This is a genomic window from Prosthecomicrobium sp. N25 (genome assembly GCF_037203705.1).
Lineage (GTDB): Bacteria > Pseudomonadota > Alphaproteobacteria > Rhizobiales > Ancalomicrobiaceae > Prosthecodimorpha.
Map to the genome: position 1 here is coordinate 591,815 of NZ_JBBCAT010000002.1, position 22,536 is coordinate 614,350.

At 71.3% G+C, this 22,536-nt stretch carries 19 protein-coding genes; 7 read left to right on the forward strand and 12 right to left on the reverse strand.

Annotated elements, in window-relative coordinates:
* Positions 1-3: 3 nt before the first annotated feature.
* From WBG79_RS17615 to WBG79_RS17640, 6 genes are all read left to right on the forward strand, one after another.
* Positions 4-1,911 (forward strand): nitric oxide reductase activation protein NorD, encoded by a 1,908-nt coding sequence (locus tag WBG79_RS17615; RefSeq protein WP_337358490.1) that lies wholly within the window; start codon positions 4-6, stop codon positions 1,909-1,911.
* 154 nt (positions 1,912-2,065) lie between these two features.
* Positions 2,066-3,190 (forward strand): copper-containing nitrite reductase, encoded by a 1,125-nt coding sequence (gene nirK / locus WBG79_RS17620; RefSeq protein ID WP_337358491.1) that lies wholly within the window; start codon positions 2,066-2,068, stop codon positions 3,188-3,190.
* Positions 3,191-3,270: 80 nt separating this feature from the next.
* Positions 3,271-4,089 carry an SUMF1/EgtB/PvdO family nonheme iron enzyme gene (locus tag WBG79_RS17625; RefSeq protein ID WP_337358492.1) on the forward strand — a complete coding sequence of 273 codons (819 nt, stop codon included), beginning with the start codon at positions 3,271-3,273 and terminating at the stop codon, positions 4,087-4,089.
* Positions 4,090-4,192: 103 nt separating this feature from the next.
* Positions 4,193-5,386, forward strand: a complete 1,194-nt coding sequence (locus tag WBG79_RS17630; protein WP_337358493.1) for an NnrS family protein — start codon at positions 4,193-4,195, stop codon at positions 5,384-5,386.
* 194 nt (positions 5,387-5,580) lie between these two features.
* Positions 5,581-6,855 carry an FCSD flavin-binding domain-containing protein gene (locus WBG79_RS17635; RefSeq protein ID WP_337358494.1) on the forward strand — a complete coding sequence of 425 codons (1,275 nt, stop codon included), beginning with the start codon at positions 5,581-5,583 and terminating at the stop codon, positions 6,853-6,855.
* 106 nt (positions 6,856-6,961) lie between these two features.
* Positions 6,962-7,633 carry a GntR family transcriptional regulator gene (locus WBG79_RS17640; RefSeq protein ID WP_337358495.1) on the forward strand — a complete coding sequence of 224 codons (672 nt, stop codon included), beginning with the start codon at positions 6,962-6,964 and terminating at the stop codon, positions 7,631-7,633.
* A 97-nt stretch (positions 7,634-7,730) separates the two neighbouring features.
* Here the strand turns inward: WBG79_RS17640 and WBG79_RS17645 are convergent, their stop codons facing one another.
* The 8 genes from WBG79_RS17645 to WBG79_RS17680 all read right to left on the reverse strand — a co-directional run bounded on the left by WBG79_RS17645 (position 7,731) and on the right by WBG79_RS17680 (position 14,705).
* Positions 7,731-8,417, reverse strand: coding sequence for a fumarylacetoacetate hydrolase family protein (locus tag WBG79_RS17645; protein WP_337358496.1), 687 nt, complete (start codon positions 8,415-8,417; stop codon positions 7,731-7,733).
* A 22-nt stretch (positions 8,418-8,439) separates the two neighbouring features.
* Entirely contained in the window at positions 8,440-9,195 is a 756-nt protein-coding gene (locus WBG79_RS17650; RefSeq protein ID WP_337358497.1) for an ABC transporter permease, read from the reverse strand.
* 12 nt (positions 9,196-9,207) lie between these two features.
* A complete protein-coding gene (locus WBG79_RS17655) occupies positions 9,208-10,026 on the reverse strand; it encodes an ABC transporter ATP-binding protein (protein WP_337358498.1) in 819 nt (272 codons plus the stop codon).
* Positions 10,023-10,853, reverse strand: coding sequence for an ABC transporter permease (locus WBG79_RS17660; protein ID WP_337358499.1), 831 nt, complete (start codon positions 10,851-10,853; stop codon positions 10,023-10,025). The genes WBG79_RS17655 and WBG79_RS17660 overlap by 4 nt, the downstream gene beginning before the upstream one ends.
* Before the next feature lie 79 nt (positions 10,854-10,932).
* Complete coding sequence (locus tag WBG79_RS17665; protein ID WP_337358500.1) at positions 10,933-11,925, reverse strand: ABC transporter substrate-binding protein; 993 nt, start codon at positions 11,923-11,925, stop codon at positions 10,933-10,935.
* A 201-nt stretch (positions 11,926-12,126) separates the two neighbouring features.
* Entirely contained in the window at positions 12,127-12,675 is a 549-nt protein-coding gene (locus WBG79_RS17670; protein WP_337358501.1) for a c-type cytochrome, read from the reverse strand.
* On the reverse strand, positions 12,672-13,751 hold the full coding sequence (locus tag WBG79_RS17675) for a hypothetical protein (RefSeq protein WP_337358502.1): 1,080 nt from the start codon (positions 13,749-13,751) through the stop codon (positions 12,672-12,674). Before WBG79_RS17675 ends, WBG79_RS17670 begins: the two co-directional genes overlap by 4 nt.
* A gap of 39 nt (positions 13,752-13,790) precedes the next feature.
* Positions 13,791-14,705: a sulfotransferase domain-containing protein gene (locus WBG79_RS17680; protein WP_337358503.1), complete on the reverse strand. Its 915-nt coding sequence runs from the start codon at positions 14,703-14,705 to the stop codon at positions 13,791-13,793.
* Between the two features lie 326 nt (positions 14,706-15,031).
* Between WBG79_RS17680 and WBG79_RS17685 the strand changes: the two genes are divergently transcribed.
* Positions 15,032-16,471, forward strand: coding sequence for a tetratricopeptide repeat protein (locus WBG79_RS17685; RefSeq protein ID WP_337358504.1), 1,440 nt, complete (start codon positions 15,032-15,034; stop codon positions 16,469-16,471).
* 75 nt (positions 16,472-16,546) lie between these two features.
* Here the strand turns inward: WBG79_RS17685 and WBG79_RS17690 are convergent, their stop codons facing one another.
* The 4 genes from WBG79_RS17690 to WBG79_RS17705 all read right to left on the reverse strand — a co-directional run bounded on the left by WBG79_RS17690 (position 16,547) and on the right by WBG79_RS17705 (position 22,529).
* Positions 16,547-18,889 (reverse strand): AI-2E family transporter, encoded by a 2,343-nt coding sequence (locus tag WBG79_RS17690; protein ID WP_337358505.1) that lies wholly within the window; start codon positions 18,887-18,889, stop codon positions 16,547-16,549.
* A 94-nt stretch (positions 18,890-18,983) separates the two neighbouring features.
* A complete protein-coding gene (locus WBG79_RS17695; RefSeq protein WP_337358506.1) occupies positions 18,984-19,949 on the reverse strand; it encodes an ABC transporter permease in 966 nt (321 codons plus the stop codon).
* Between the two features lie 13 nt (positions 19,950-19,962).
* Positions 19,963-20,943: an ABC transporter permease gene (locus tag WBG79_RS17700; protein ID WP_337358507.1), complete on the reverse strand. Its 981-nt coding sequence runs from the start codon at positions 20,941-20,943 to the stop codon at positions 19,963-19,965.
* A complete protein-coding gene (locus WBG79_RS17705) occupies positions 20,940-22,529 on the reverse strand; it encodes a sugar ABC transporter ATP-binding protein (RefSeq protein ID WP_337358508.1) in 1,590 nt (529 codons plus the stop codon). The genes WBG79_RS17700 and WBG79_RS17705 overlap by 4 nt, the downstream gene beginning before the upstream one ends.
* Positions 22,530-22,536 lie beyond the last annotated feature (7 nt).

Here is a 22,536-nt window from a genome sequence, read left to right on the forward strand (position 1 = left end):
TTCATGTCGCTGTTCGAACCGGAGGAGACGGTCGGCCTCGTGTGGCACCGGCTGGTCGGCGGGGCCGGCAGCTATCGGCGGCATCCGGCCGCCGCGGTGCGCCTGGAGGCGGTGCGCGGTCGGCTCGGGGTGATGTTCCGGGCCTTCGGGGGCGCGCCGGCGCTGCGGCTCGCCGAGAGCGCTCCGACGGTGTCGCGGCACCGGCTCGGCCTCGCCGCCCGCATCGGGATCGGCGCCGAGAAACTCGCCCAGCCGGCGCTCGACGCCACCACGTTGCGGCTCCCTCCGGTCGTCGACGTCTATCCCGACGCCGCCGACAACGCGCTCCTCTACGAATGGCTGGTCGCCTGGTTCGCGGTGGCGGGGCCGGTGCCGACCGACCCCGATCCCCTGCGGGCCGATCTCCTGAGGCTGCGGGCGGCGGTCGCGGCGAGCGCGGCGGCGCTGGCGGCCTGGCCGGGGCTCGGCAGGATCTACCACCGGCTCCGGGCCGCCACGCTGGCCGTCCGCCCCGTCCGTTCGCTGCCGCCGGCCGAAGCCGACGTGGAGGCGGCGATCCGGGCGATCCTGGGGGCGGCGCGGCCCGCGGCCCTGCCGCATCTCGACGCGATCGAGGACCGGCGCACCGACCTCTCCTGCTTCGCGGCGCCGCGCGGCTACCGGCCCTTCCTGCCCATCCCGCTGTTCGGTGCCGTGGAGGCCGGCACGGGATCCGGGCGGCCCGAGCAGGCGGAGGACCCGGACGGGCGGTCCGTGACGGTCGATGCGCGCCGCCGCAAGGCGGAGCGGCGCGACACGGACCAGTCCGATCGCGACGACCCGCTGGTGCTCCATCGGTTCGAGACGATCTTCTCGCTTGCCGAGATGGTCAACGTGAACCGGAAGGTGGAGGACGACGACGAGGAGGGCGCCCGCCAGGCGGCCGACGACCTGCCGGACCTGACCATCGGGGCGAACCAGAAGCGGGCCGCGACGCGGCTGAAGATGGACCTCGACCTCGCGCCGGCCGACGCGGAGGGCGACGCCCTCGCGGGGGCCGCGACCTATCCGGAATGGGATTGGAAGAAGCAGGCGCATCGCCCCGACCATTGCCGCGTCCTGCCGGGGCTCGCTCCTTCGACCGGCGAGGACTGGGCGCCGGACGCCGCCATGCAGCGGCAGATCGCGTCGGTTCGCCGCCAGTTCGAGGCGCTCCGGCCGAAGCGGGTGCTGCTCCCGGGACAGGCGGACGGGGACGACCTGGACCTCGCCGCGCTCGTCCGGGACGTGGCGGATCGCAGGGCCGGAGGCCCCGGCACCGAGCGGCTCTTCGTGGCGAGCCGCGCGATCGACCGCGACCTCTCGGTCGCCGTGCTGATGGACGTGTCGCTCTCCACCGACGCCTGGATCGGGACACACCGGGTTCTCGACGTCGAGAAAGCCGCGCTGCTGGCGCTCACCCACGGGCTGACCGCCTGCGGCGACGAACATGCGATCTTCACCTTTACGTCCCGCAAGCGCGGCGCGGTGCGGGTCGACACAGTGAAGGGCTACGACGAAACGCTCGGGCGGGCCGTGACACGACGCATCGAGGCGCTGAAGCCCGGCGAGTACACGCGGATGGGGGCCGCCGTCCGACACGTGGCGCGCGGCCTCGCCGAACGGCCGCACCGGCATCGGTTGCTCCTGGTCCTGACCGACGGCAAGCCGAACGACATCGACTACTACGAAGGCCGCTACGGGATCGAGGATACCCGGATGGCGATCCGCGAGGCTCGCGAGGAGGGACTCAGGGTGTTCGGGGTCACGGTCGACGAGGCCGGCCGGGACTACTTCCCCTACATCTTCGGCCGCGGGGCGCATGCCATCGTGTCGAATCCCGAGCGTCTGCCGACGGCCTTGCCGGCCATCTACCGGCACCTGGTGCGCTGAAGCGGGCGGCGCGGCCGCCCGGTCGCGTAAACATCCCTAGGTGGATGATCGTAGGCGGGATCTCGTTCTTGTTTGTCTTTTGACAACAAGAGCGGGGTCGTCCGGGTGTCTAGTCCTCCCGTCAGAAAGAACTGGACGAGAGAAGGACAGAGCCATGTTGACCCGCCGCACCGCCCTGATCGGCACCGCCCTCGCCGCGATCCTGGCCGCGGTACCCGCCGTGGCGGACGAGACCGCCAACCCTGCCGCCGGCGCCGGCGGCCCCGACCTCGCCGCGAAGCTCGAGCGGGTCCGGGCCACGCTCGTGCCGCCGCCGGCCGTCATGGCCCACGACCAGGTGGCCCGGGGAGGCCCCAAGGTCGTCGAGTTCCGGATGACCATCCAGGAGAAGACGGTCGTCGTCGACGAACAGGGCACGACGTTCCAGGCCATGACGTTCGACGGTTCGATGCCGGGCCCGACGATGGTCGTGCACGAGGGCGACTACGTCGAGCTGACGCTGATCAACCCGGCCACCAACTCGATGCCGCACAACATCGACTTCCACGCCGCGACCGGCGCGCTCGGGGGCGCCCAGCTCACCTTCGTGAATCCGGGCGAGCAGACCACCCTGCGCTTCAAGGCCACCCGGGCGGGCACCTTCGTGTACCACTGCGCCCCTCCCGGCATGGTGCCCTGGCACGTGGTCAGCGGCATGAGCGGCACCATCATGGTCCTGCCGCGCGACGGCCTGAAGGACGCTGACGGCACGCCCGTCCGCTACGACCGGGCCTATACGATCGGCGAGTTCGACCTCTACATCCCGAAGGACGAGAAGGGGCGCTACAAGAGCTACGAGAGCCCCGGGGATGCCTACGGCGAGACCCTCGAGGTCATGAAGGGCCTCATCCCCACGCATGTGGTCTTCAACGGCCGCAAGGGCGCGCTGACGGGCAAGAACGCCATGACGGCGAAGGTCGGCGAGACGGTGCTGTTTATCCATTCCAGCGCCAACCGCGACACGCGCCCGCATCTGATCGGCGGGCACGGCGACTGGGTCTGGGAGACGGGCAAGTTCAACAACCGGCCCGAGAAGGACCTGGAGACCTGGTTCGTGCGCGGCGGCAGCGCGGCGGCGGCCGTCTACACCTTCCTGCAGCCCGGCATCTACGCCTACGTGAACCACAATCTCATCGAGGCGGCCGAACTCGGCGCCACGGCCCATGTCAAGGTCGAGGGCACCTGGAACAACGACCTCATGAAGCAGGTGAGCGCACCGGCACCCATCGTGGGCCAGTGACGCCCGCGCGGAGGACGGCCCGGTCCCGACACGGACCGTCCTCCGACCTCTCCTCTCCTCCGTCCGGCGGGAGACCTCCCATGCGGTTCGGTCCGAAGATCCTGTCCCTCGGCTTCGTCGCCCTCGGTGCGCTGTCGCTGCTGCAGGGGTTCTCGCCCGTCGAGGACGACGGCACCATCGCGATCCGCGGCGGTCCGGTCCTCTACAGGGACGCCGGCGAATTCCTCGACCACGGCCGGCCCGTGGACGCCCCGCTGGTGCGGATCGAGTCCCGGACTTCCTTCGCCATCCAGAAGCGGCAGGTGATCCGCGCCGAGTACGACGCCTGCGTGGCGCAGCGGGCCTGCCGCGCCCTCGACGACGAGGGCGCGGCGGACCGACCCGCCGTCGGCCTGTCCCACCAGGACGCGGTGGCGTATGCGGCCTGGCTCTCGGCCCGGACCGGCCGGCGCTGGCGCCTGCCCACCGATCGGGAATGGGCGCTGGCGGCCGGATCGCGCTATCGCGACGACGCGCTGTCCGCCGGCGGCGACCCGGACGACCCGGCACGGCGCTGGCTCGCCGCCTACGAGGCGGAGGCGGAGCGCGCCGGTGCGCCCGACAAGGCGGTCCGTCCGATCGGCGGCTGGGGCGCGAACGAGCATGGTCTCCTGGACCTCGCCGGCAACGTCTGGGAGTGGACGTCCACCTGCTACGTGCGCGTCCGCCTGGAGGCGGGGCGCGACGCAGCGCTCGAGAATTGCGGGGTGCGGGTGGTGGAAGGCCTGCACCGGGCCACCATGACCGCGTTCGTCCGCGATCCCAAGGGCGGGGCCTGCTCGGCCGGCGTGCCGCCCGCCAACCTCGGCCTGCGCCTCGTGCGCGACGAGCCGGGCCTTCTCGCCCGGCTCGGCCTCTGATCCCCGGGTCCTCCGGCCGGCCGCTTGACGGATGTCCAGGGCGGGCCGGCGCGGACAGGCCACCCTGGTCCGACCGACAGACTTCTCGACCGGAGGCAATCCCGTGACCGGAACCAGCGAAACCGCCCGCGCCTTCCGCGGCCCCGCCGTCTTCTCCTGGGGCTTCCGCCCCTTCTTCCTCGCCGCGGCGCTTTGGGGCGTCGTGGCCATGCTGCTCTGGCTGCCCGTCTTCGAGGGGCACCTGCAGCTTCCGACCGCCTTCTCTCCCGTCGACTGGCACGTCCACGAGATGCTGTTCGGCTTCGCCCCGGCGGTGATCGGGGGCTTCCTGCTGACCGCCATCCCGAACTGGACCGGGCGGCTGCCGGTCGTGGGCGCTCCGCTCGCGGGGCTCGTCGGTCTCTGGGCGGCGGGCCGGATCGCGGTCGCGGGCTCGGCCCTGTGGGGTCCGGCCGCGGCGGGGGTGGTGGACGTGGCCTTCCTGGTGACGATGGCCGCGGTAGCGGCCCGGGAGGTGCACGCGGCCGGCAACCTGCGCAATCTTCCGGTGGTGGCCATGGTGCTGGTGCTCGGCCTCGCCAACGGGGCTTTCCACGCCGAGGCGGCGATCACCGGCACGGCGTCGGTCGCGACGCGGGCCGGCTTCTCGGTGGTGCTGATGCTGATCGGCCTGATCGGCGGCCGGATCGTGCCGAGCTTCACGCAGAACTGGCTCGCCCGCAACGGCAAGGCGACGATCAAGCCGGCCCCCTTCGGCCGCTTCGACAAGGCCGCCATGGCGGTCATGGGCCTGGGCCTGCTCGCCTGGACGGTCCGTCCGGAAGGCCTCTTCACCGCGGCGGCGCTCGCCGCGGCGGCGGCCGCCAGCGCCGCCCGGCTCGCCCGCTGGAAGGGCTTCCATACGGTGCCGGACCGGCTCGTTCTGGTGCTGCATGTCGGCTACGGGTTCCTGCCGGTCGGCTTCCTCCTCGCCGCCCTGCACGCGGCCGCACCCGGGACGGTGTCGTCGGCGGCCGGCTTCCACGCCTTCGGGATCGGAGCGATCGGCACCATGACGCTGGCGGTGATGACGCGCGCGAGCCTCGGCCACACGGGCCGGCCGCTGGTCGCCTCGCGGGCCACGCAGGCGCTCTACGCCGCGATCGTGGGGGCGGCGGCCGCCCGGGTCGCCATGGCGTTCGCACCGGACGGCTTCGTGCTGATGCATGTCGCCGCGCTCGGCTGGATCGTCGCCTTCGGGACCTTCCTCGGCGCCTACGGGCCGCTCCTCGGCCGGCGCCGCCCGGCGACCGCCTGAGTTCCGGGTCCCTAGCCGCCGCCCGGCCATGCGTGCCCGGCGGGGCGGTATTCTGGTGATGAAATCGCAGCGGTGACGCTATACTCCGCCCCGGACGACCGGTCCCGTCGGGCCGGCGTCCGGGAGACGACAAGAGGGGCCCGGTGGCGTCGCGGCCGCACGGGAACTCCGGGAGAGCGATCGGGAGGGAGACCATGCAGACCACGCGCAGAACCATCCTGGCGGGCGGCCTCGCCTTCGCGGGCGCCGGGCTGATCGGGGCGCCGGCGGTGCGCGGCCAGGGGAAGCCGAAGGTCGTGGTGATCGGCGGCGGCGCCGGCGGGGCGACGGCGGCCCGCTACATCGCGAAGGACTCGAAGGGCGCGATCGAGGTGACGCTCGTGGAGGAGGGCCGGACCTACCAGACCTGCTTCTTCTCCAACCTCTACCTCGGCGGCTTCCGCAGCTACGAGTCCATCGTGCATGGCTACGACCGGCTCGCCGCCGAACCCGGACTGACGATCAACCACCAGCGGGCGACCGGGATCGACCGGGACAAGAAGCTGGTGCGGCTCGCCGACGGGTCGACGCTGCCCTACGACCGGCTGGTCGTCTCCCCAGGCATCGATCTCAAGTACGACAGCGTCCCCGGCTGGAGCCGGGAGGCCGAGGAGGCCATGCCGCACGCCTGGAAGCCGGGCCGGCAGACCCAACTCCTGAAAGCCCGGCTCGACGCCGTGCCGGACGGCGGGCTGATCGTCATGGTGGCGCCGCCCAATCCCTACCGCTGCCCGCCGGGCCCCTACGAGCGGGTCTCCATGATGGCGCATCTTCTCAAAGCCACGGGCCGGACGAAGTCGAAGATCGTGGTGCTCGATCCGAAGGAGCGCTTCTCGAAGATGGGGCTCTTCCAGGAGGGCTGGGAGAAGCACTATCCGGGGATGGTGGAATGGCTCGCCCCGGGGGTGCACGACGGGGTGAAGTCGGTCGACCCGAAGACCAACACGGTGGTGACCGGCTTCGAGACCTACGAGGCGGCGCTCGTCAACGTCATCCCGGCCCAGATGGCGGGCGCGATCGCGCGCGAGGCGGGGCTGGCGCCCGCCGGCGGCTACTGCGCCATCGACCCGGCGACGATGAAGTCGGCCGTGGATCCGGCGGTCTTCGTGCTCGGCGACGCCTGCGTGGCCGGCGACATGCCAAAGTCGGCCTTCTCGGCCAACAGCCAGGCGAAGGTCGCCGCCATGGTGATCCGCTCCGAGCTGACCGACGCCAAGGCCTTCCCGGCCCGCTACACCAACACCTGCTGGAGCCTGATCGAGACGGACGACGGCGTGAAGGTCGGCGGCCGCTACGAGCCCTCGCCGGAGAAGATCAAGGAGGTCGAGGGCTTCGTGTCGAAGACGGCGGAGCCGGCGGAACTGCGCAAGAAGACCTACGAGGAGTCGCTCGGATGGTACGCGGGGATCACGGCGGACATGTTCGGGTAGGAGGGTGATGCGGGCGGGCGCGCCAGGTGAAACATATACAAAACTTGCTGGCGGGCGTGGTTGTCGATATTTTGGAGGTCGAGCCGCCGAACCGACGCGACCTTCAATGAACGAGCAAGTCGCCCGCACGATCGCGAGCACCGCCTACGACCGGATCCGGGACGACATCCTGGCCGGGGCCCTGTCGCCGGGCCTGAAGCTGCGCATCGAGTTCGTCTGCGAGCGCTACGGCGTCGGGGCGAGCCCGGTGCGCGAGGCGCTCAACCGGCTGTCCTCGGAAGGGCTGGTCGAGCGGCGGGACCAGCGCGGCTTCTACGTGGCGCCGGTCAGCCTCGACAGGCTCGAGGAACTGGTGAAGACGCGCTGCTGGCTGGAGACGCTGGCGCTCGGCGAGTCCATGCGCAACCGGACGGAGGCCTGGGAGGAGGGGGTGGTCCTCGCTTTCCACCGCCTGTCGCGGACGCCGCGCTCGCTGGACGCCACGACCTACAGCTTCAACCCGGCCTGGGAGGAGCGTCACCGTGAGTTCCACCAGGCGCTGATCGCCAATTGCGGGTCGAGCTGGCTGATCGGCTACTGCCGCGACATGCGCGACCAGGCGGACCGCTACCGCCGTCTCGCCGCCGCGCAGGTCTATCCGGCCCGGCAGGGGCCGGACGAGCACCGGGAGATCATGGAGGCCGCGGTGGCCGGCGACATCCCGGCCGCGACCGCGCTCCTGGAGGCGCACTACCGTCGGACCGCGACGATCGTCGAGGGGACGTTCCGGACGGCGTGAAGCGGGCCGGGTCGGCCCCGACGCGCGGATGCCCGGGACGGAGGCCCGGGCATCTCGGATCGTCAGTCCGCCCAAGGTCGGGCGAGAGCCCGGGACTTCAGACGACGCTCACGTTCAGGTCGCCGACGCCGTCGACATGGCCGCGAAGGCGGTCGCCGGCCTTGACGGCGCCGACGCCGGCGGGGGTGCCGGACATGATCAGGTCGCCGGGCGCCAGGACGAAGTATTCGGACAGGTAGGAGATCATCTCCGGCACCTTCCAGATCATCTGGTTGACGTCGCCCTTCTGGCGCATCTCGCCGTTGACCTCGAGCCAGATGGCGCCGGAGGCGGGATGGCCGACCTTCGAAACGGGGTGGATCGGGCCGCAAGGGGCGGAATGCTCGAAGGCCTTGCCGATCTCCCAGGGACGGCCGAGCTTCTTGGCCTCGCCCTGCAGGTCGCGGCGGGTCATGTCGAGGCCGATGGCGTAGCCGAAGACATGGTCGAGGGCGCGGTCGACCGGGATGTTCGCGCCGCCGCTCTTCAGCGCGACGACGAGCTCGATCTCGAAATGGACGTCCTTCGACTTGGGCGGGAAGGGAAAGTCCTGGCCCTCGACGAGGAGGTTGTCCGGGTTCTTCTGGAAGAAGAAGGGCGGCTCCTTGGAGGGGTCGTGCCCCATCTCGATGGCGTGCTCCGCGTAGTTGCGGCCGATGCAGTAGATCCGCCGGACCGGGAAGGTGTCGTCCGTGCCCAGGACGGGAAGCGTGACGACCGGCGGCGGGGAGATGACGTAGCCCACGGGAGGTTCCTTTCTGGTGGGATCACTGGCGGGAGGAGGCGAAGTGGTCGACCCGGCGCTCGACGGCGCCCAGCACCGCGTCGAGCGCGAAGGCGAGACCGAAGAGCACGACGAGCAGGGCCCACATGTGCTCCATGAGGAAGTTCGACGAGTAGATCTCGAAGAGGTGACCGAAGCCGACCACGGAGACCAGCAGCTGGCCGATGATGACGCCCTTGACGGCGCGCAGCAGGCCGAGGCGGATGCCGGTCAGGATCTCGGGCAGGGCCGACTGGACGTAGATCTTGGAGAAGGCCTGCCAGCGCGTCGCCCCGTAGACCCGGGCCATCTCGACCAGGGAGGGCGAGATCGCCTCGGTGCCGGCGCGGGCGTCGAGGATCACGATCCAGATCGCGAAGAGCACGACGGTGAGCACGATCGTGGTCTCGCCGAAGCCGAAGATCGCCATGATGACGGGCACCAGGGCGGAGAGCGGCGCGCTGATAAAGGTGTTCACCCAGGGCAGCAGCATGCGGTCGACGAGGGGCAGCCGGCCCATCAGGATGCCGACCGGCACGCCGACCAGGATCGCGACCGCGCTGCCCAGCGCGAAGGTGCGGGCCGTGATGGCGAGGGCGTCCCAGAAGGTCTCGGTCCCGGCGATCTCGACGAGGCGGACGAGCGTGGCGGAGAGCGGCGGGATCAGGATCGTCACCTCCGCGCGGCCGACGACCTCCCAGAGGAGGGCCCAGATCAGCAGGGACGCCATCATGGGAATGCGGATGCCGCGGATCGTCATGGGGCGAGGCCTTCAGTCGACATAGTGCTTCAGCCCCTGCCAGATTTCCTCCACCGTATCCAGATAGTCCGGATGGCGGCGGATCTTCTCAGGGTCACCGTCGCGCGGCAGGTCGATGTCGATGATCCGCTGGACGCGGCTCGGGCGGCGCGACAGGAGGACGATGCGGTTGGAGACGTAGACGGCCTCCTCGATCGAGTGGGTCACGAACAGGAAGGTCTTGCGCTCCTGGGCGACCAGGCGGAGCAGGTCCTCCTGGAACTTGCGCCGGGTCTGCTCGTCGACGGCCGAGAAGGGCTCGTCCATCATGACCACGTCGGCGTTGACCGCGAGGGCCCTGGCGAGCCCGACGCGTTGGCGCATGCCGCCGGACAGTTCGTGCGGGAACTTCTGCTCGAAGCCGCCGAGGCCGACTTCGACGATGGCCTTGGCGGCGACCGCCTCGCGCTCGGCCTTGGGCACGCCGCGCAGCTCCAGCCCGAAGGCGGCGTTGCGGATGACGGTCGCCCAGGGCATCAGGGCGAAGTCCTGGAACACGAAGCTGCGCTCCGGTCCCGGAGCGGTGACGCGCCGTCCCTTGACCCAGACCTCGCCGGCGTTGGGCTCCAGGAGGCCGGCGATGATCTTGAGGAGCGTGGTCTTGCCGCAGCCCGACGGACCCAGGATCGAGGTCAGCTGGCCTTCCGGGAAGGTCAGGCTGATGCCGTTCAGCGCCTCGACGGTGCCGTAGGTCTTGGAAATGCCGCGCACCTCCACGATCGCCTCCGGGGTGCCGGCGGGGAGCGGCGGGGCGCGGTCCGCGGGAGCGGCGCCGGCGATGGCGGGGCTCATGAGGATCTCCGGCTTTCGGGCCTCAGGAAGCGGCGCTCCACGAAGCCGAGGAATTCGATGAAGGCGACCGAGACCGCGATGACGGCCGCGATGGCGGCATACATCTTCGGGTACTCGGCGATCGACTGGTTGTACGTGATGATGTCGCCGATGCCGGTCGGGGTGACGAGGAGCTCGGCCAGGACGGCGCCGACGAAGCCGGCCGCGGTGCCGAGCCTGAGCCCGGCGAAGATGACCGGCGTGGCGGCGGGAAGGATGATCTTGCCGATGATCTGCCGGCGCGTGCCCATGAAAATAGTGCCCATCTCGACGAGCGAGCGGGGCGTGTGCCGGACGGCCTTGAAGGCGTTCAGCACGATCACGGGCATCGCCATGATGCAGACGATCGCCACCTTGGTGGTGATGCCGATGCCGTAGGCGAGCACGAGGAGCGGCACCAGCGCGGCGAGCGGCGCCGCTTGGAGGACGATGAAGACCGGCACGCCGAGCCACTCGATCCGCTCGTCCAGGCCCATCGCGACCCCGAGCCCGACCCCGACCAGGCCCGAGATCGCCACCCCGATGGCGAGCGGCACGAGCGTGATCGCGAAGGCGGCGAGGAGGCTCCCGTCGGTGACCAGGCCCGCGAAGGCGACGGCGGTTTCCGAGAAGGGCGGGAAAGATGGGCTGACGGGCCAGCGGCCGGCCACCTCCCAGGCCGCCAGGGCGATCGCGAAGGAGAGGATCCGAAGCGGCAGCGGGCCCGTGAGCCGGCTCAGCACCGCGCGCCCGGCCGAGGGGGCCGGGAGCGAGGCGGGGGGTGCCGATTTGGTGCCGGTGCCGATCATGGATGCCTTCCGGGTCCGCCGTCCGCGGCTCGGCCGGGGACCCGGCGGGCGGGTCCGCGGCTCGTTCGAGGACCGGCCATCAGCCGCCGATCTTCTTGCGGGCGCGCTCGAGCGGGCCGAAGTCCCAGAACTCCTCGACCTTCAGCTCCGCGGCGGGTCCGGTCATCTGGCCGGCCTGGGTGTAGAAGTCGAAGTCGGCGCGCACGGCCGCCGGGCTTCCGCCGGTCTTGTCGAAGACGCCGTTCTCCACCGCTTCGGCGTAGAACTTGTCGACGTTGGCGAGGAGCTCCTTGGGGAGATCCTTCAGCAGGCCGCGCTTGGCGCGCTCCTGCTCGATGATCTTCGGGTTCTGCGCCATCTGCTGCCAGAGGCGGGCGAACTCCTCGACGATCACGTCGGTGGCGGCCTGGTTCTTGGCGAGCCAGTCGGTGCGGCCGAAGAGGATCTCGTCACTCGCCTTCTCGTCGAGGCCGGGCAGGACGTGGAAGCGGTCGCCACCCTTGGCGAGGAGCAGGTTCTTGTTGGCCAGGTCGACGATGGTCGCCTTGATCTGGCCGTTCAGCATGGCAACGACACGGTTCTCCGAGCCGGCGACGTAGCTGCGCTGGCCGAACTTGATGCCGTTGCGCTCGGCCAGGATGTTGCCGATGGCCTCGGTCCCGGTGCCGCGGGCGTGGAACACGAAGGGCTGCCCGTCGAGGTCCTTCCAGGTCTTGTAGAGCTGCTTGTCGGCGACCGCGAAGAAGACGAGGCGGGTGACCTGGAACACGGCCTTGAGGGGCGCCTTGGACTTCTGCACGACCGAATAGGGCGTGCCGATGCCGAGATCCGCCTGGCCGTTCACGACGGCCTGGATGGCGAGTTCCTCCTTGGCGAAGGAAGTCAGGTTGTAGTCGACCCCGCGCTCCTTGGCGCGCTCGAGCGCGATCAGGTAGGCGAGGGTCTCCACCGAGATCGTGTCGCCGAGGGCGACCTGCACCTTGGTGGTCTGGGCCGTCGCGGCGGACCCGAGCGGGAGGACCGCGACGAGCGCCGCCATGGCGGCCGCGCGAATGGACTGGAAGAGGGTCATGCCGAACTCCCTCGTCTGGGGTTTCCTGCCCCCTGGTCGGCCGTTCACGGCTCCTCTGTCAGGCGGCGGTCAGACAATAAATCGGCAAACAGGGCTCGGCAACCCATTTTGTCGATATTTTCTGCCGTTCCGGAGGAAGGGGTCGGCGCCGTTGGGGAAGGCGACGCGGCCCCGCGCCGTCCTGAAGCCCGGGGCCCGCGGTCAATTGACGGGCGGGAGCGGATCCGGCACCCGGTTCCGGACCGGCGGGATCTGGCGCAGGTAGGCGAAAAGGGCGCCGAGATCCTCGTCCGTCATCTTGCCGATCCAGGGCCAGGGCATCGGCGGCAGGATCTCGCGGCCCTGGCCCTGATGGCGGCCGTTGCGCAGCGTGGCGACGAACTGGGCCTCGGTGAAGCCGCGCAGCACGCCGGTCTCCGGGTCGGGGGTGAGGTTGGCGGCGTAGCTGACGCCCCAGGGGCCCGAGAAGGCCGTGAGGGACGGCCCGATCGCGGCCATCCAGGGTTCGGGGAGGCGGATCGGGGGTGTCGCCCCGGCGGCGGCGGGATGGCCGGAGAGCATGCGGCTCATGTCGGGCACGGGTCCGTCCGGCGTCGTCTTCAGCGGGGTGTGGCAATCGTTGCAGAGGCCGATGGTGGCGAGATACTCACCGCGCCGGATCTTGTCGGCGGGCTCGGCCGCCGGAGACTGGAGGCTCGCGGCGAGGAGGGCGGCGAGGCAGGCGGGGGCGAGGACGAGGCTGCGGATCATGGGTCGGGTCTCCGTGTGGGCTTGGGGTCGAGCTGCGCGATCCAGGCGCGCAGCAGGCGGACGGCGTCGTGGTCGACGGTCGCCGTGCCGAGGGGCGGCATCTGCAGGGTCGGGGCGCGCGAGGCCGCCCGCTGCACGAGAAGGCTCAGGTCCGGGTCGCCGGGGTGGATGCGGGTGGCACCCTCCGAGCCGAGGCGGCGGGCGGGAACCCCGAGCGTGGTCGCCAGCGCGGGCGGCGGGGTCGCCTCCGGGGCGAGCGCCGGATGGCGGAGGACGAGGCCGAGGCTGGCGAGCGGGCCCGACCGGTCGTGGCAGTGGCCGCAATTGCCGTGCAGGTAGCCGAGGGCGGCCCTCGCCTCGGCGGTCGGGGCCCGGATCCGAGGCGGGTCGGCCAGCAGGGCGGGCGGCAGGCCCTCGAGGAGGCCGGTCGCCGCGAGGCCGGCTAGGTCGACCGAACCGGCCGGGGGCGGCTCCGCATGAGGCGCCCGCGGGTCGCGGTCGGGCGAGAGCTGCAGGGCCGAGAAGCCGAGCACCCGGCTCGCCTGCCCCTCGTGGCAGGCCTTGCAGTCCTGGACGCCCGGGATCACGTGACTCGCTCCGCCCGGCAGCGGATACGCCCGGCGGCGCCCCGCGGGTCCGACCCGCAGGGCGTCGGTCCCCTCCGGGTTCCAGGCATAGGCGGCGTAGAGCCAGGTGCCGTCCGGCAGACGCTCCATGTAGCGCGTCTCGACCGGCCGGCCGTCGAAGGCGAACTCCTTCCAGACGCGGGTGCCGACCGGAAAGCGCCAGTCATCGGGGTCCGAGGCGTCGATGCGGCTGCCGGGCGGGAGCGAGATCCAGCGGCGCTTGGCGGCGCCGTCGGTCCACAGCGCGTACTGCGGCGCGAAGGTCAGGTGGGCCGGATCGACCGCCCGCCGCTCCGGGTCTGCGTAGAGCCCGGTGTCGCGGAGGTGCTCGGGCGCGGCAGGCGGGGCGTCGCCGCCGGCGGGGGCCGCGGCCGCCAGGGCCACCGGTCCGGCGAGGGCGGCGGCCAGCAGGAGGGCGCGCGAAATCGACCGGCGCTTGGCGCAGGGCATGGCATCACCGGATCGTTCGGGTGGTCGGTCGGCGGTCGTCTATTGGACGGCTTGGCGGCCCGCGGCGAGCCAGCGCGCGCAGTCGGGGCCGAGCCTGGCGAGGGCGAGGTCCTCGTACTTGCGGCTCTCGGCGTCCGTCAGCGTGTCGCGCCAGCGCCCGTTCGTCCCCTTGTGGATGAAGGTCTCGGCGCCGCCGTCCCAGAAGACGCCGCCGAGCGGTGCGGTCTGGCCGGCGTGCCGCTTCATCCAGTCGAAGCTGCAATGGTCCAGGATCGCCGGCCAGCGCTGCGGATCGACCGTGATGCCGAGGAAGTCGGCGATGCGGCGGACCTCACCGTCGAGGTCGGCCTTCAGGTCGGCGAAATGGACGAAGAGCACGTTGGGGAGATTACGAACGGACCACCAGCTCGCGACATTCTCGAAGAATGACCAAAAGGGATGGCCGTCCCGGTCGAGCCACTCGTGGTAGTACTGGCGGATCGAGGCCGGAGGCGGCTCGATCGGCGGGCCGACGCGGCCGGGGGAGTCGTTCAGGGCGGCGTACCAGGCGGCGTTGGCGTTCAGGTGATGGTTGTACATGCTCCAGACGACGTCGCGGCCGTCGCGGGCCACGTAGACGTAGCGCGCCTTGGGCGACATCACGAGGGCGTCGACAGGAAGATGGGTCTTCACGAAGCGGCGGTGCGTCTGCGCCTCGACGGCGGCGAGCTTCACGGGCTTCGGGGGCACCCGCAGGTCGATCCAGGGCGACAGGTTGGCGACGTCGACATCCGGGTCTCCTTCGAAGACCAGCTGGCCGATGATCTGCTGGGTCCAGGTCGTGCCCGACTTGGCATAGGTTGCGACGACGATGTCGCCGTCGCGGAAGACGTAGTCATCCCAGACGGTCGAGTCGAAATGGTGGTTGTGAAGGTCGCGCGTCTTGCGCGGCCATGACACGGCGGCATCGCTCATCGAAATCTCCCCAAGTGCCCGGCCCGCCTTGTCGCGGGCTCTGCAATGGGAAGCTTACTAGCATCGAAGGATTTCCGCAGGTGTCGCCTGGGTTTTCCGGAGTTTTCCCGGAAAGGCCGGAAAGATCCGGAAAACCCGTCCGGTCCGGGGCGCCGGCCTGCGCGGTGCGCTTGACCGGTCTGCGCGGCTAAGTAATTCTGCTGTCGAGAGCTTTCGGCGTCCCGCGCGCGCATCGCGGCGGCGGCGCCGGGGGCGACGGGAAGGCGCGGCGCGGTGGCGGACCGGTACGTCGAGGGGCATCGGCCGGCGAGTCGGAGACTTGCGGCATGAGCGGGGAGCGCAAGGTCGCCGCGGCGGTGCGGGACTACATCGCCCGCCAGCACATCTCGCGCGACGAGTTCGCCTTCCGCACGCGGCTCGGGCGGTCGACGGTCGACAAGCTCCTGACGGGCCTCTTCTCCGAGCGTACCCTCGCGATCGTGGAGGGACACACCGGCCTGGCGCTGCGCGGCCTGCTCGAGGCGGGCCCCGAGCCCGACCCGGTCCCGGCCGAGCCGGCCGCACCGGTCCGGCCGCCCGACCGGCCCTCGATCGCGGTCCTGCCCTTCGCGTATTTCGGGCCGGATCCCGAGCAGGCCTTCATGGCCGACGGGCTGACGGAGGACATCATCACGGGGCTCGCCCGCCTTCGCTGGCTCTTCGTAATCGCCCGCAACTCCACCTTCGTGTACCGGGGCCGGCCGGTCGACGTGCGCGCGGTGGCGCGCGACCTCGGCGTCCGCTACGTGCTGGAGGGGAGCGTCCGCACGGCCGGGGGCCGGCTGCGCGTGACCGGCCAGCTCGTCGACGCGGAGACCGGCAAGCACATCTGGGCCGAGCGCTACGACGGCGATCCCGGGGACATCTTCACGGTGCTCGACGACATCACCGAGAAGGTGGTGGCGGCGGTCGAGCCCCACCTCACCGCCGAGGAGGGGTTCCGGGCGGCGGCGCGGCAGACGGACAGCATCGACGCCTGGGGCCTCGCGGTGCGGGCCATCGACCTCATCAACCGGGTGGAGCGGGAGGCGAACCGGGAGGCGCAGGCGCTCTTGGAGAGGGCCATCGCGATCGAACCCTCCTATGCGCGACCGCAGGCGCTGCTGTCCTGGGCGACCTGGTGGTCGGCCGTCTGCTACTGGGACGAGGACCGGCCGGCGGCGCTGGCGCGGGCGAGCGAGAGGGCGACGGCGGCGCTGGCACTCGACGCCAACGATCCCTGGGCCCGGATGGTCGCCGGGCTCTGCCACAGCACCCTCGGCCGTCACGACCGGGCGCTCGGCGAGACCGCCGCGGCGCTCGCGCTGAACCCGAGCTTCGCGCTCGGCCATTCGGTCCACGGGCTGGTCCTGCTCCGGGCCGGGCAGGCCGAGGCGGCGATCGCCGAGACCGGCCGGGCGCTGCGCCTCAGCCCGCTCGACAGCCTGGCGGGGCTCTATACGTCGAACCACGGTCTCGCCCTCCTCGGGGCGCGGCGCTTCGACGAGGCGCTGCCGTTCCTGCGCCGGGCGGTGGCGTCCTACCCGGCCTATCCGGGCCACTACAACGCGCTGATCAGCTGCTGCGGGCATCTCGGCCTCGTCGACGAGGCGCGGGACTTCATCGCGATCCGCAACCGCGTCGGCCCGCCCCTGGTGGTCAGGACCCTCGTCGCCAACCTCGCCGCTTACGCGCATGGGCCGACCTTCGTCGAAGGGTTGCGCAAGGCCGGGGTGCCGGAGGGGTGAGGACCCGGCCGGTCGGCCACGGCGCCCTTCTTCCGGGCCGGCCGTTCCCGGGCGGGCCGGCGGTGGACGGGCCGGTCACGGCAGGGTGGCGGGCTCGGCTTCCAGTTCGGCGACCAGTTCCGCGGCCATGCCGCGCAGGAGTTCGCGTTCGTCGTCCCCCAGGGGCTCGCGGGGGCGGGTGTCGATCAGGACGAGCCAGCCGATCACCGGGCCCGTGGTGGAGATGAGAGGGGCGGCGGCGAAGAAGCGGATGCCGTTCTCCAGGATCAGCGGGTCGGTGGCGAAGCGCTCCTCCTTGGTCACGTCGGCGAAGACCTTCACGTCCACTTCGCCCTCCAGAAGACGCGCCCAGACCGCGTCGCGCCGCGATGCGGGCCGCTCGACCTTCTCGTCGCCCGGCGCGGGTTCAGGGGCGGGGGCCGTGGTGCGGGCCAGGGTGACGAGGGCGAGCGGGACGGCGAAGTCCTGCGCGGCGCGCTTGATGAAGCTCTCGAAGGGCTCGCCGGTGGTCGAGGACAGGCCGAGCGACCGCAGCACCGCGGCCGACGCGTTGCGGTCCGCCTCGGGGTCCTGCGCCGGCGTGTCGGACCGGGCGGAGGCGGGGGCGGGGGCGAGGTGGTCGAGGGCGGCGGCCACGGAGAAGACGACCGCGTCGGCGCCGATGTTGGCGGCGAGGTCGTCGGCGGCGGGACGGGAGGCGAGGTTCCAGGCGGCCACGATCAGCCGGCACTTCGGATTGCGCCGGCGCAGGCGGCGGCAGGTGTAGCGGGCATAGGTGATCGGGTTCGGGTGGAGATAGGAGAGGCAGACCGCGTCGATGCCCTCGAGGTCGATCTGCCCGAGCGCGTCGTGCGAGATGGCGATGGGCGGCAGGACGCGCACGACGCCGCCGTGCTCGCGGGCCGCCTCGGCCAGCATCTCCGCCGCCGCCCGGTCGAGCTCGGTGCGACCCGCGATGCAGAGGAGCGTGATGTCGTCGTGATCGAGGTTGCGCAGCTCCTCCGGGGCAGATTCGATCTCGGCGTTCTCCTCGATGTCGCGCACCACGCAAATCGCTGTGTCGGCGACGATCCGCCGGTAGCCGATCTCGACGGCGCTGCGCTGGCGGTCGTTCTCGGCGAGGCGAAGCGCCGGGATGCCGACATGCTCGTAGAAGGCCAGGGCCGAGTCCGCTCGGATGCGCTCCTCGGCGATCTCGATCGCCTCCTCCAGGTGCCCGCCGAGCAGGCGCTGATAGAAGCGCTCCTCCGGGGCCAGCACGGGATCGCTGCCCAGCAGCACGTCGAGAAAGCGGAGCTGCGGCACGTGGCGGCCGATGACGACGAGGCAGACGGTGAGGGGGGTGGCGAGGAACAGGCCGGCCGGGCCCCAGAGGGTGGTCCAGAAGATGGCCGAGACGATGATGGCGAGCGGCGAGAGGCCCGTCGAGGAGCCGTAGAGCCAGGGCTCGACGACGTTGTTGCTGATGAGCTCGGCGCCGAGGAAGAGCGCGCCGACCCAGAGGAACATGGTCCAGCCGGGGTCGACCGCGATCGCCAGGGCGAGGGGGAAGAGGGCGGCGATGAAGGGCCCGAGATAGGGGATGAAGCGCAGCACGACGGCGAGCAGGCCCCAGAGCGGCGCGTTGGGAACGCCGACTAGGAAGAGGCCGAGGCCGATCGGCACACCGTAAAGGGTGTTCACGAGGAGCTGCATCAGGAGATAGCGGCTCACGCGCTTGGCGGCGTCGTCGAGCGCCTGGGTGCTGCGGTTGAGGTCTCCGGCGCCGAAGAGGCGGATGAAGCGGTCGCGCAAGTCCTCGCGTTCCAGAAGCACGAAGACGACGAAGACGATGACGAGGCCGGCGGTCACCAGGGGCGCCAGAAGGGGGCCCACGAATGTGGTCAGGATGGTGATCGGGCTCGCCTGGCCCTCCGCGATCGTCACCGGGATCGGCGAGGCCTCCGGCTTGGCGGCAGGGCGGGTGGACGCCTGCGGGTTCGCGGGATCGGGGGCGGGCTCCTTCTTCAGCTCCTCGGCGATGTCCCTGACCGTCGACGTCACCTTGTCGACCGTGCCGCCGCTGGCGCCGGGGGCCTGCAGGCTGCGGATCTTCTGGCTGACGGTCGATCGGTAGCTCGGCAGGTTGTCGGCGAGCTCGACGAGTTGCAGGCCGACCACGAAGGCGGTCGAGACGACGACGAGGAAAGCGATGAAGACCGCGCCCACGACCGCGACGACCCGGGGCAGGCGCAGGCGGCGGAGCGCGGCGACCAGGGGCGACAAGGCGAAGCTGATGACGACCGCCAGCGCGAAGGGGATGAAGATGTCCCGCCCGAAGTAGAGGCCGCCGACCGCGAAGATGAGGCCTCCGGCGGTGATCAGGGGGGTGCCGAGGCCGTGGGCGGTCTGCGGCGGGGCAGGGGCGGGTTCTGTCATGGGCTCCGCTCGCGCTTCAGCGAGCCGGAACAACGTCCGCCGGGGCCGTTTGATCCGCGGCGGCGGGGAAATCCTCCGCGCCGCCTGCGCGGGGTCAGCCGGAGAGCTTCCGGGCGCGTCCGTAGAAGAGCAGCATGCCGATGATCACCGCCCCGTAGATCATCTGGCGGTAGGCCTCCTCCATCTGCATCACAGACAGGATCGACTGCAGGACGGTGATCAGGATCACGCCCGCGACGGTGCCGAGGTAGCTGCCGCGGCCGCCCAGGATGTTGGTGCCGCCGAGGACCACGGCCGCGATGGCGGGCAGCAGGTAGGCGTCGCCCATGGCCTGGTAGGCCTTGGTCGAGTAGCCGGCGAGCAGGACCCCGCCCATGGCGGCGAGCATGCCGGAGAGGGCGAAGCAGACGACGATCACCCGGCGGGTGTCGATCCCGGACAGGTAGCTCGCGCGCTCCCGGTTGCCGATCGCGTAGATGCTGCGGCCGAGCGTCGTCCGGCCGAGGAGAAACAGGAGGACCGCGCCGACCACGGCCCAGACCAGCACGGCGTTGGGGATGCCGGCCAGACTGCGCTGGACGGCGAGGAAGTGCATGGCGTCGGTCGCGTGGTCCTGGGGGGCGAAGCCGCCGGTGTGGACCACCATCAGCCCCTGGGCGACCGCGTTGGTGCCGAGGGTGAAGATCATCGAGGGCACCCGGAGATAGGCGACCCCGACGCCGTTGACGATGCCGAACAGCATGCCGCAGAGAAGGCCGAACGGGATGGCGAGGACCTCGCCGACCGTGCCGTAGCCGGACATGGCGGTCGACATCATGCCCCCGATGGTGACCACCCAGGGGATCGACAGGTCGATGTGGCCGAGGAGGATCACCAGCATGACCCCGGATGCGATGATGCCCAGGAAGGCGGCGACCTGGAGCTGCTGGAGCAGGTAGGGCAGGGACAGGAAGTTGGCCGAGTAGAAGCTGCCGACGAACAGGAGCAGCGCCGTGCAGGCGAAGACGACCAGGGCGGCCGGGTCGACGGTTCGGCGCAGGCGTTCGGCGATCGTGGTCATCCGTCGGTCCTGGTCATCCGAAGAGTTCGAGGCGGTTGCGGATCTTCAGAAGGCGCAGGGCGCCGAGGCTGACGGCGGCCAGCAGCACCACGCCCTGGAATAGCGGCTGCCAGAGCGGCGGCAGGTCGAAGACGAAGAGGAGGTCCTCGACGGTGCGCAGCACGAAGGCGCCGAAGATCGAGCCGATCGCACTGCCGGCGCCGCCGAACAGCGAGGTTCCGCCGATCACCACCGCGGCGATGGAGTTCAGCGTGTAGGTGCCGCCGATCGGCGAGGAGGCCTCGCCCGAGTAGGTGAGGCAGGTGAGCAGGAGGCCGGCGATCGCGGCGAGCAGGCCGGAGAGCAGGTAGGCGGTCAGCTTGGCGCGGCCGACGTCGACGCCCGACATGTAGGCGGCCGCCTCGTTGGAGCCGACCGCGTAGGCGGCGCGGCCGACGACCGACCGGCGGTAGGGCACCCAGACGACGAGCACCACGGCCAGCAGGACGAAGAGCATCGTGGGCACGCCGCCGAAGACCTGGCCGGTCAGGGCGTCGGCGAAGTCGGGGTTGATGTCGCCGCCGGGGGTCGGGCGCAGGGCCAGGGCGAAGCCGTAATAGCAGGCGCCGGTCGCGAGCGTGGTGATGATCGGCTGCAGGCGCCCGTAGACGACGATCAGGCCGTTGACGAGGCCGCAGGCGAGCCCGAGGCCGAGGACGCCGAGGACGCCGAGGGCCGTCATCGCGGGGGAGCCGACCACGATGCTCGAGGCCAGGCAGTTCGCCAGGATGAAGACCATGCCGACGGAGAGGTCCAGCCCGGCGGTCAGCACGGGCAAGGTCTGGGCCATCGCCACGATGGCGAGGAGGACCGCCTTGTTGGCGGCGGTGGTGGCGACGTTGGGAGTGAGACCGGCCGAATGGTTGGAGATGTAGACGGTGAACATGGCCAGGAAGACCGCGAGCGCGAGGAGCGTCCGCTGGTGTTCGGCCAGGTGAAAGCGCCAGTCCCTCATGGATGGCCTCCGGGGGCGGCCGGCGCCGCGGCGCGGGCCGCCTCGATCTCGGCCGGCAGGTTGAGGGCGCTCGCCACCAGGGCCCGCTCGGTGATCTCCGGCCCGGCCAGGGTGCGCACGATGCGGCCGTCGTAGAAGACGGCGACGCGGTCGCAGCAGCCGATCAGCTCGTCGTAGTCGGTGGAGTAGAACAGGATGCCGGCGCCGTCGTCGGCCAGCCGGCGCAGGAGGCCGTAGATCTCCTGCTTGGTGCCGACGTCGATGCCGCGGGTCGGGTCGTTGAGCAGGATGATCCGCGGCCGGGTCATCAGCCACTTGGCGATCACAACCTTCTGCTGGTTGCCGCCCGAGAGGGAGCCGACCGGCAGGTCGGCGCCGCCGGTCTTGATCTTCAGGAGGTCGATCAGGCGTGCGATCGCGGCGTCCTCGGCGGCCCCGTCGATGATGCCGTACCGGCTGACCGACCCCAGGGCCGCCACGGTCAGGTTCTCGCGGACCGACATGGGCAGGAGCAGGCCCTCGGTCTTCCGGTCCTCGGGGATCAGCGCCATGCCGACCTCGGGGGCCTTGGCGGCGCGGGGGCTGGCGATCGAGACCGGGCGCCCCTCCACCTCGATCCGGCCCTCGACCCCGACCAGGACGCCGAAGAGCGCGAGCAGCATCTCGCGCTGGCCCTGGCCGTCGAGGCCGCCGAGGCCGACGATCTCGCCCTTGCCGACGGTGAGCGAAACGTCGGCCAGACGGCGCTCCCAGGACAGGCCGGACACCGCGAGGGCCGGCGGGGGCGGGGCGGCATGCAGGGGCTTCGGGGGGAAGACGTGGCTGTACTCGCGGCCGATCATCATCTCGACGACCTCGGAGTCGGACTTGGTGCCGGCCGCGAAGGATCCGACCGTGCGCCCATTGCGGAAGACCGTGCAGTCGTCCGCCAGCTCGCGGATCTCGTTCATGCGGTGCGAGATGTAGACGATGCCGAGCCCCTCGGCCTTCAGGCGCGCCAGCAGCCGGAACACCTTGCCGACGTCGGCGGCGGTCAGCGCGGAGGTCGCCTCGTCGAGGATCAGGAGCTTGGGGCGGCGGGCGAGCGCCTTGGCGATCTCGACGATCTGGCGGCGCGACAGCGGCAGGTCGCCGACGAGAGCGAGGGGATGGATGTCTTCGGCGCCGATGCGGGCAAGGACCTCCTCGGCCAACCGGCGCTGCGCCGCGCGGTCGATCAGGCCGAAGCGGCGCGGCGGCCTCGTGATCGCGATGTTGTCCGCGACCGTCAGGTCGGGCATCAGGGAGAGTTCCTGGAAGATGCAGACGACCCCCGCCGCGGTCGCCTCGCCCGGTCCGGCGAAGCGACGCGGCGTGCCCTCGAGCAGGATCTCGCCGGCGTCGGGCTGGACGACGCCGGCCATGATCTTGATCAGCGTCGACTTGCCGGCTCCGTTCTCGCCGAGGAGGGCGTGGATGCGGCCGGATGCGCAGGCGAAAGAGGCGTCCTCGAGCGCACGGACGCCGCCGTAGCGCTTGGAGATGCCGGTCATGGCGAGAAGCGGCGCGGCGGGCGCGGGGCTCGGGGCGCGGGCGGCTTCGGCCATCGGGGTC

Bases quoted from the DNA above. Each gene is read 5' to 3' on its own strand.
- WBG79_RS17640 (WP_337358495.1), top strand. From the start codon at position 6,962: ATGAACGAGCAAGTCGCCCGCACGATCGCGAGCACCGCCTACGACCGG.
- WBG79_RS17700 (WP_337358507.1), bottom strand. From the start codon at position 20,943: ATGAGGGACTGGCGCTTTCACCTGGCCGAACACCAGCGGACGCTCCTC.
- WBG79_RS17635 (WP_337358494.1), top strand. From the start codon at position 5,581: ATGCAGACCACGCGCAGAACCATCCTGGCGGGCGGCCTCGCCTTCGCG.
- WBG79_RS17705 (WP_337358508.1), bottom strand. From the start codon at position 22,529: ATGGCCGAAGCCGCCCGCGCCCCGAGCCCCGCGCCCGCCGCGCCGCTT.
- WBG79_RS17665 (WP_337358500.1), bottom strand. From the start codon at position 11,925: ATGACCCTCTTCCAGTCCATTCGCGCGGCCGCCATGGCGGCGCTCGTC.
- WBG79_RS17675 (WP_337358502.1), bottom strand. From the start codon at position 13,751: ATGCCCTGCGCCAAGCGCCGGTCGATTTCGCGCGCCCTCCTGCTGGCC.
- WBG79_RS17660 (WP_337358499.1), bottom strand. From the start codon at position 10,853: ATGATCGGCACCGGCACCAAATCGGCACCCCCCGCCTCGCTCCCGGCC.
- WBG79_RS17670 (WP_337358501.1), bottom strand. From the start codon at position 12,675: ATGATCCGCAGCCTCGTCCTCGCCCCCGCCTGCCTCGCCGCCCTCCTC.
- nirK (WP_337358491.1), top strand. From the start codon at position 2,066: ATGTTGACCCGCCGCACCGCCCTGATCGGCACCGCCCTCGCCGCGATC.
- WBG79_RS17680 (WP_337358503.1), bottom strand. From the start codon at position 14,705: ATGAGCGATGCCGCCGTGTCATGGCCGCGCAAGACGCGCGACCTTCAC.
- WBG79_RS17655 (WP_337358498.1), bottom strand. From the start codon at position 10,026: ATGAGCCCCGCCATCGCCGGCGCCGCTCCCGCGGACCGCGCCCCGCCG.
- WBG79_RS17690 (WP_337358505.1), bottom strand. From the start codon at position 18,889: ATGACAGAACCCGCCCCTGCCCCGCCGCAGACCGCCCACGGCCTCGGC.
- WBG79_RS17650 (WP_337358497.1), bottom strand. From the start codon at position 9,195: ATGACGATCCGCGGCATCCGCATTCCCATGATGGCGTCCCTGCTGATC.
- WBG79_RS17625 (WP_337358492.1), top strand. From the start codon at position 3,271: ATGCGGTTCGGTCCGAAGATCCTGTCCCTCGGCTTCGTCGCCCTCGGT.
- WBG79_RS17685 (WP_337358504.1), top strand. From the start codon at position 15,032: ATGAGCGGGGAGCGCAAGGTCGCCGCGGCGGTGCGGGACTACATCGCC.
- WBG79_RS17695 (WP_337358506.1), bottom strand. From the start codon at position 19,949: ATGACCACGATCGCCGAACGCCTGCGCCGAACCGTCGACCCGGCCGCC.
- WBG79_RS17615 (WP_337358490.1), top strand. From the start codon at position 4: ATGTCGCTGTTCGAACCGGAGGAGACGGTCGGCCTCGTGTGGCACCGG.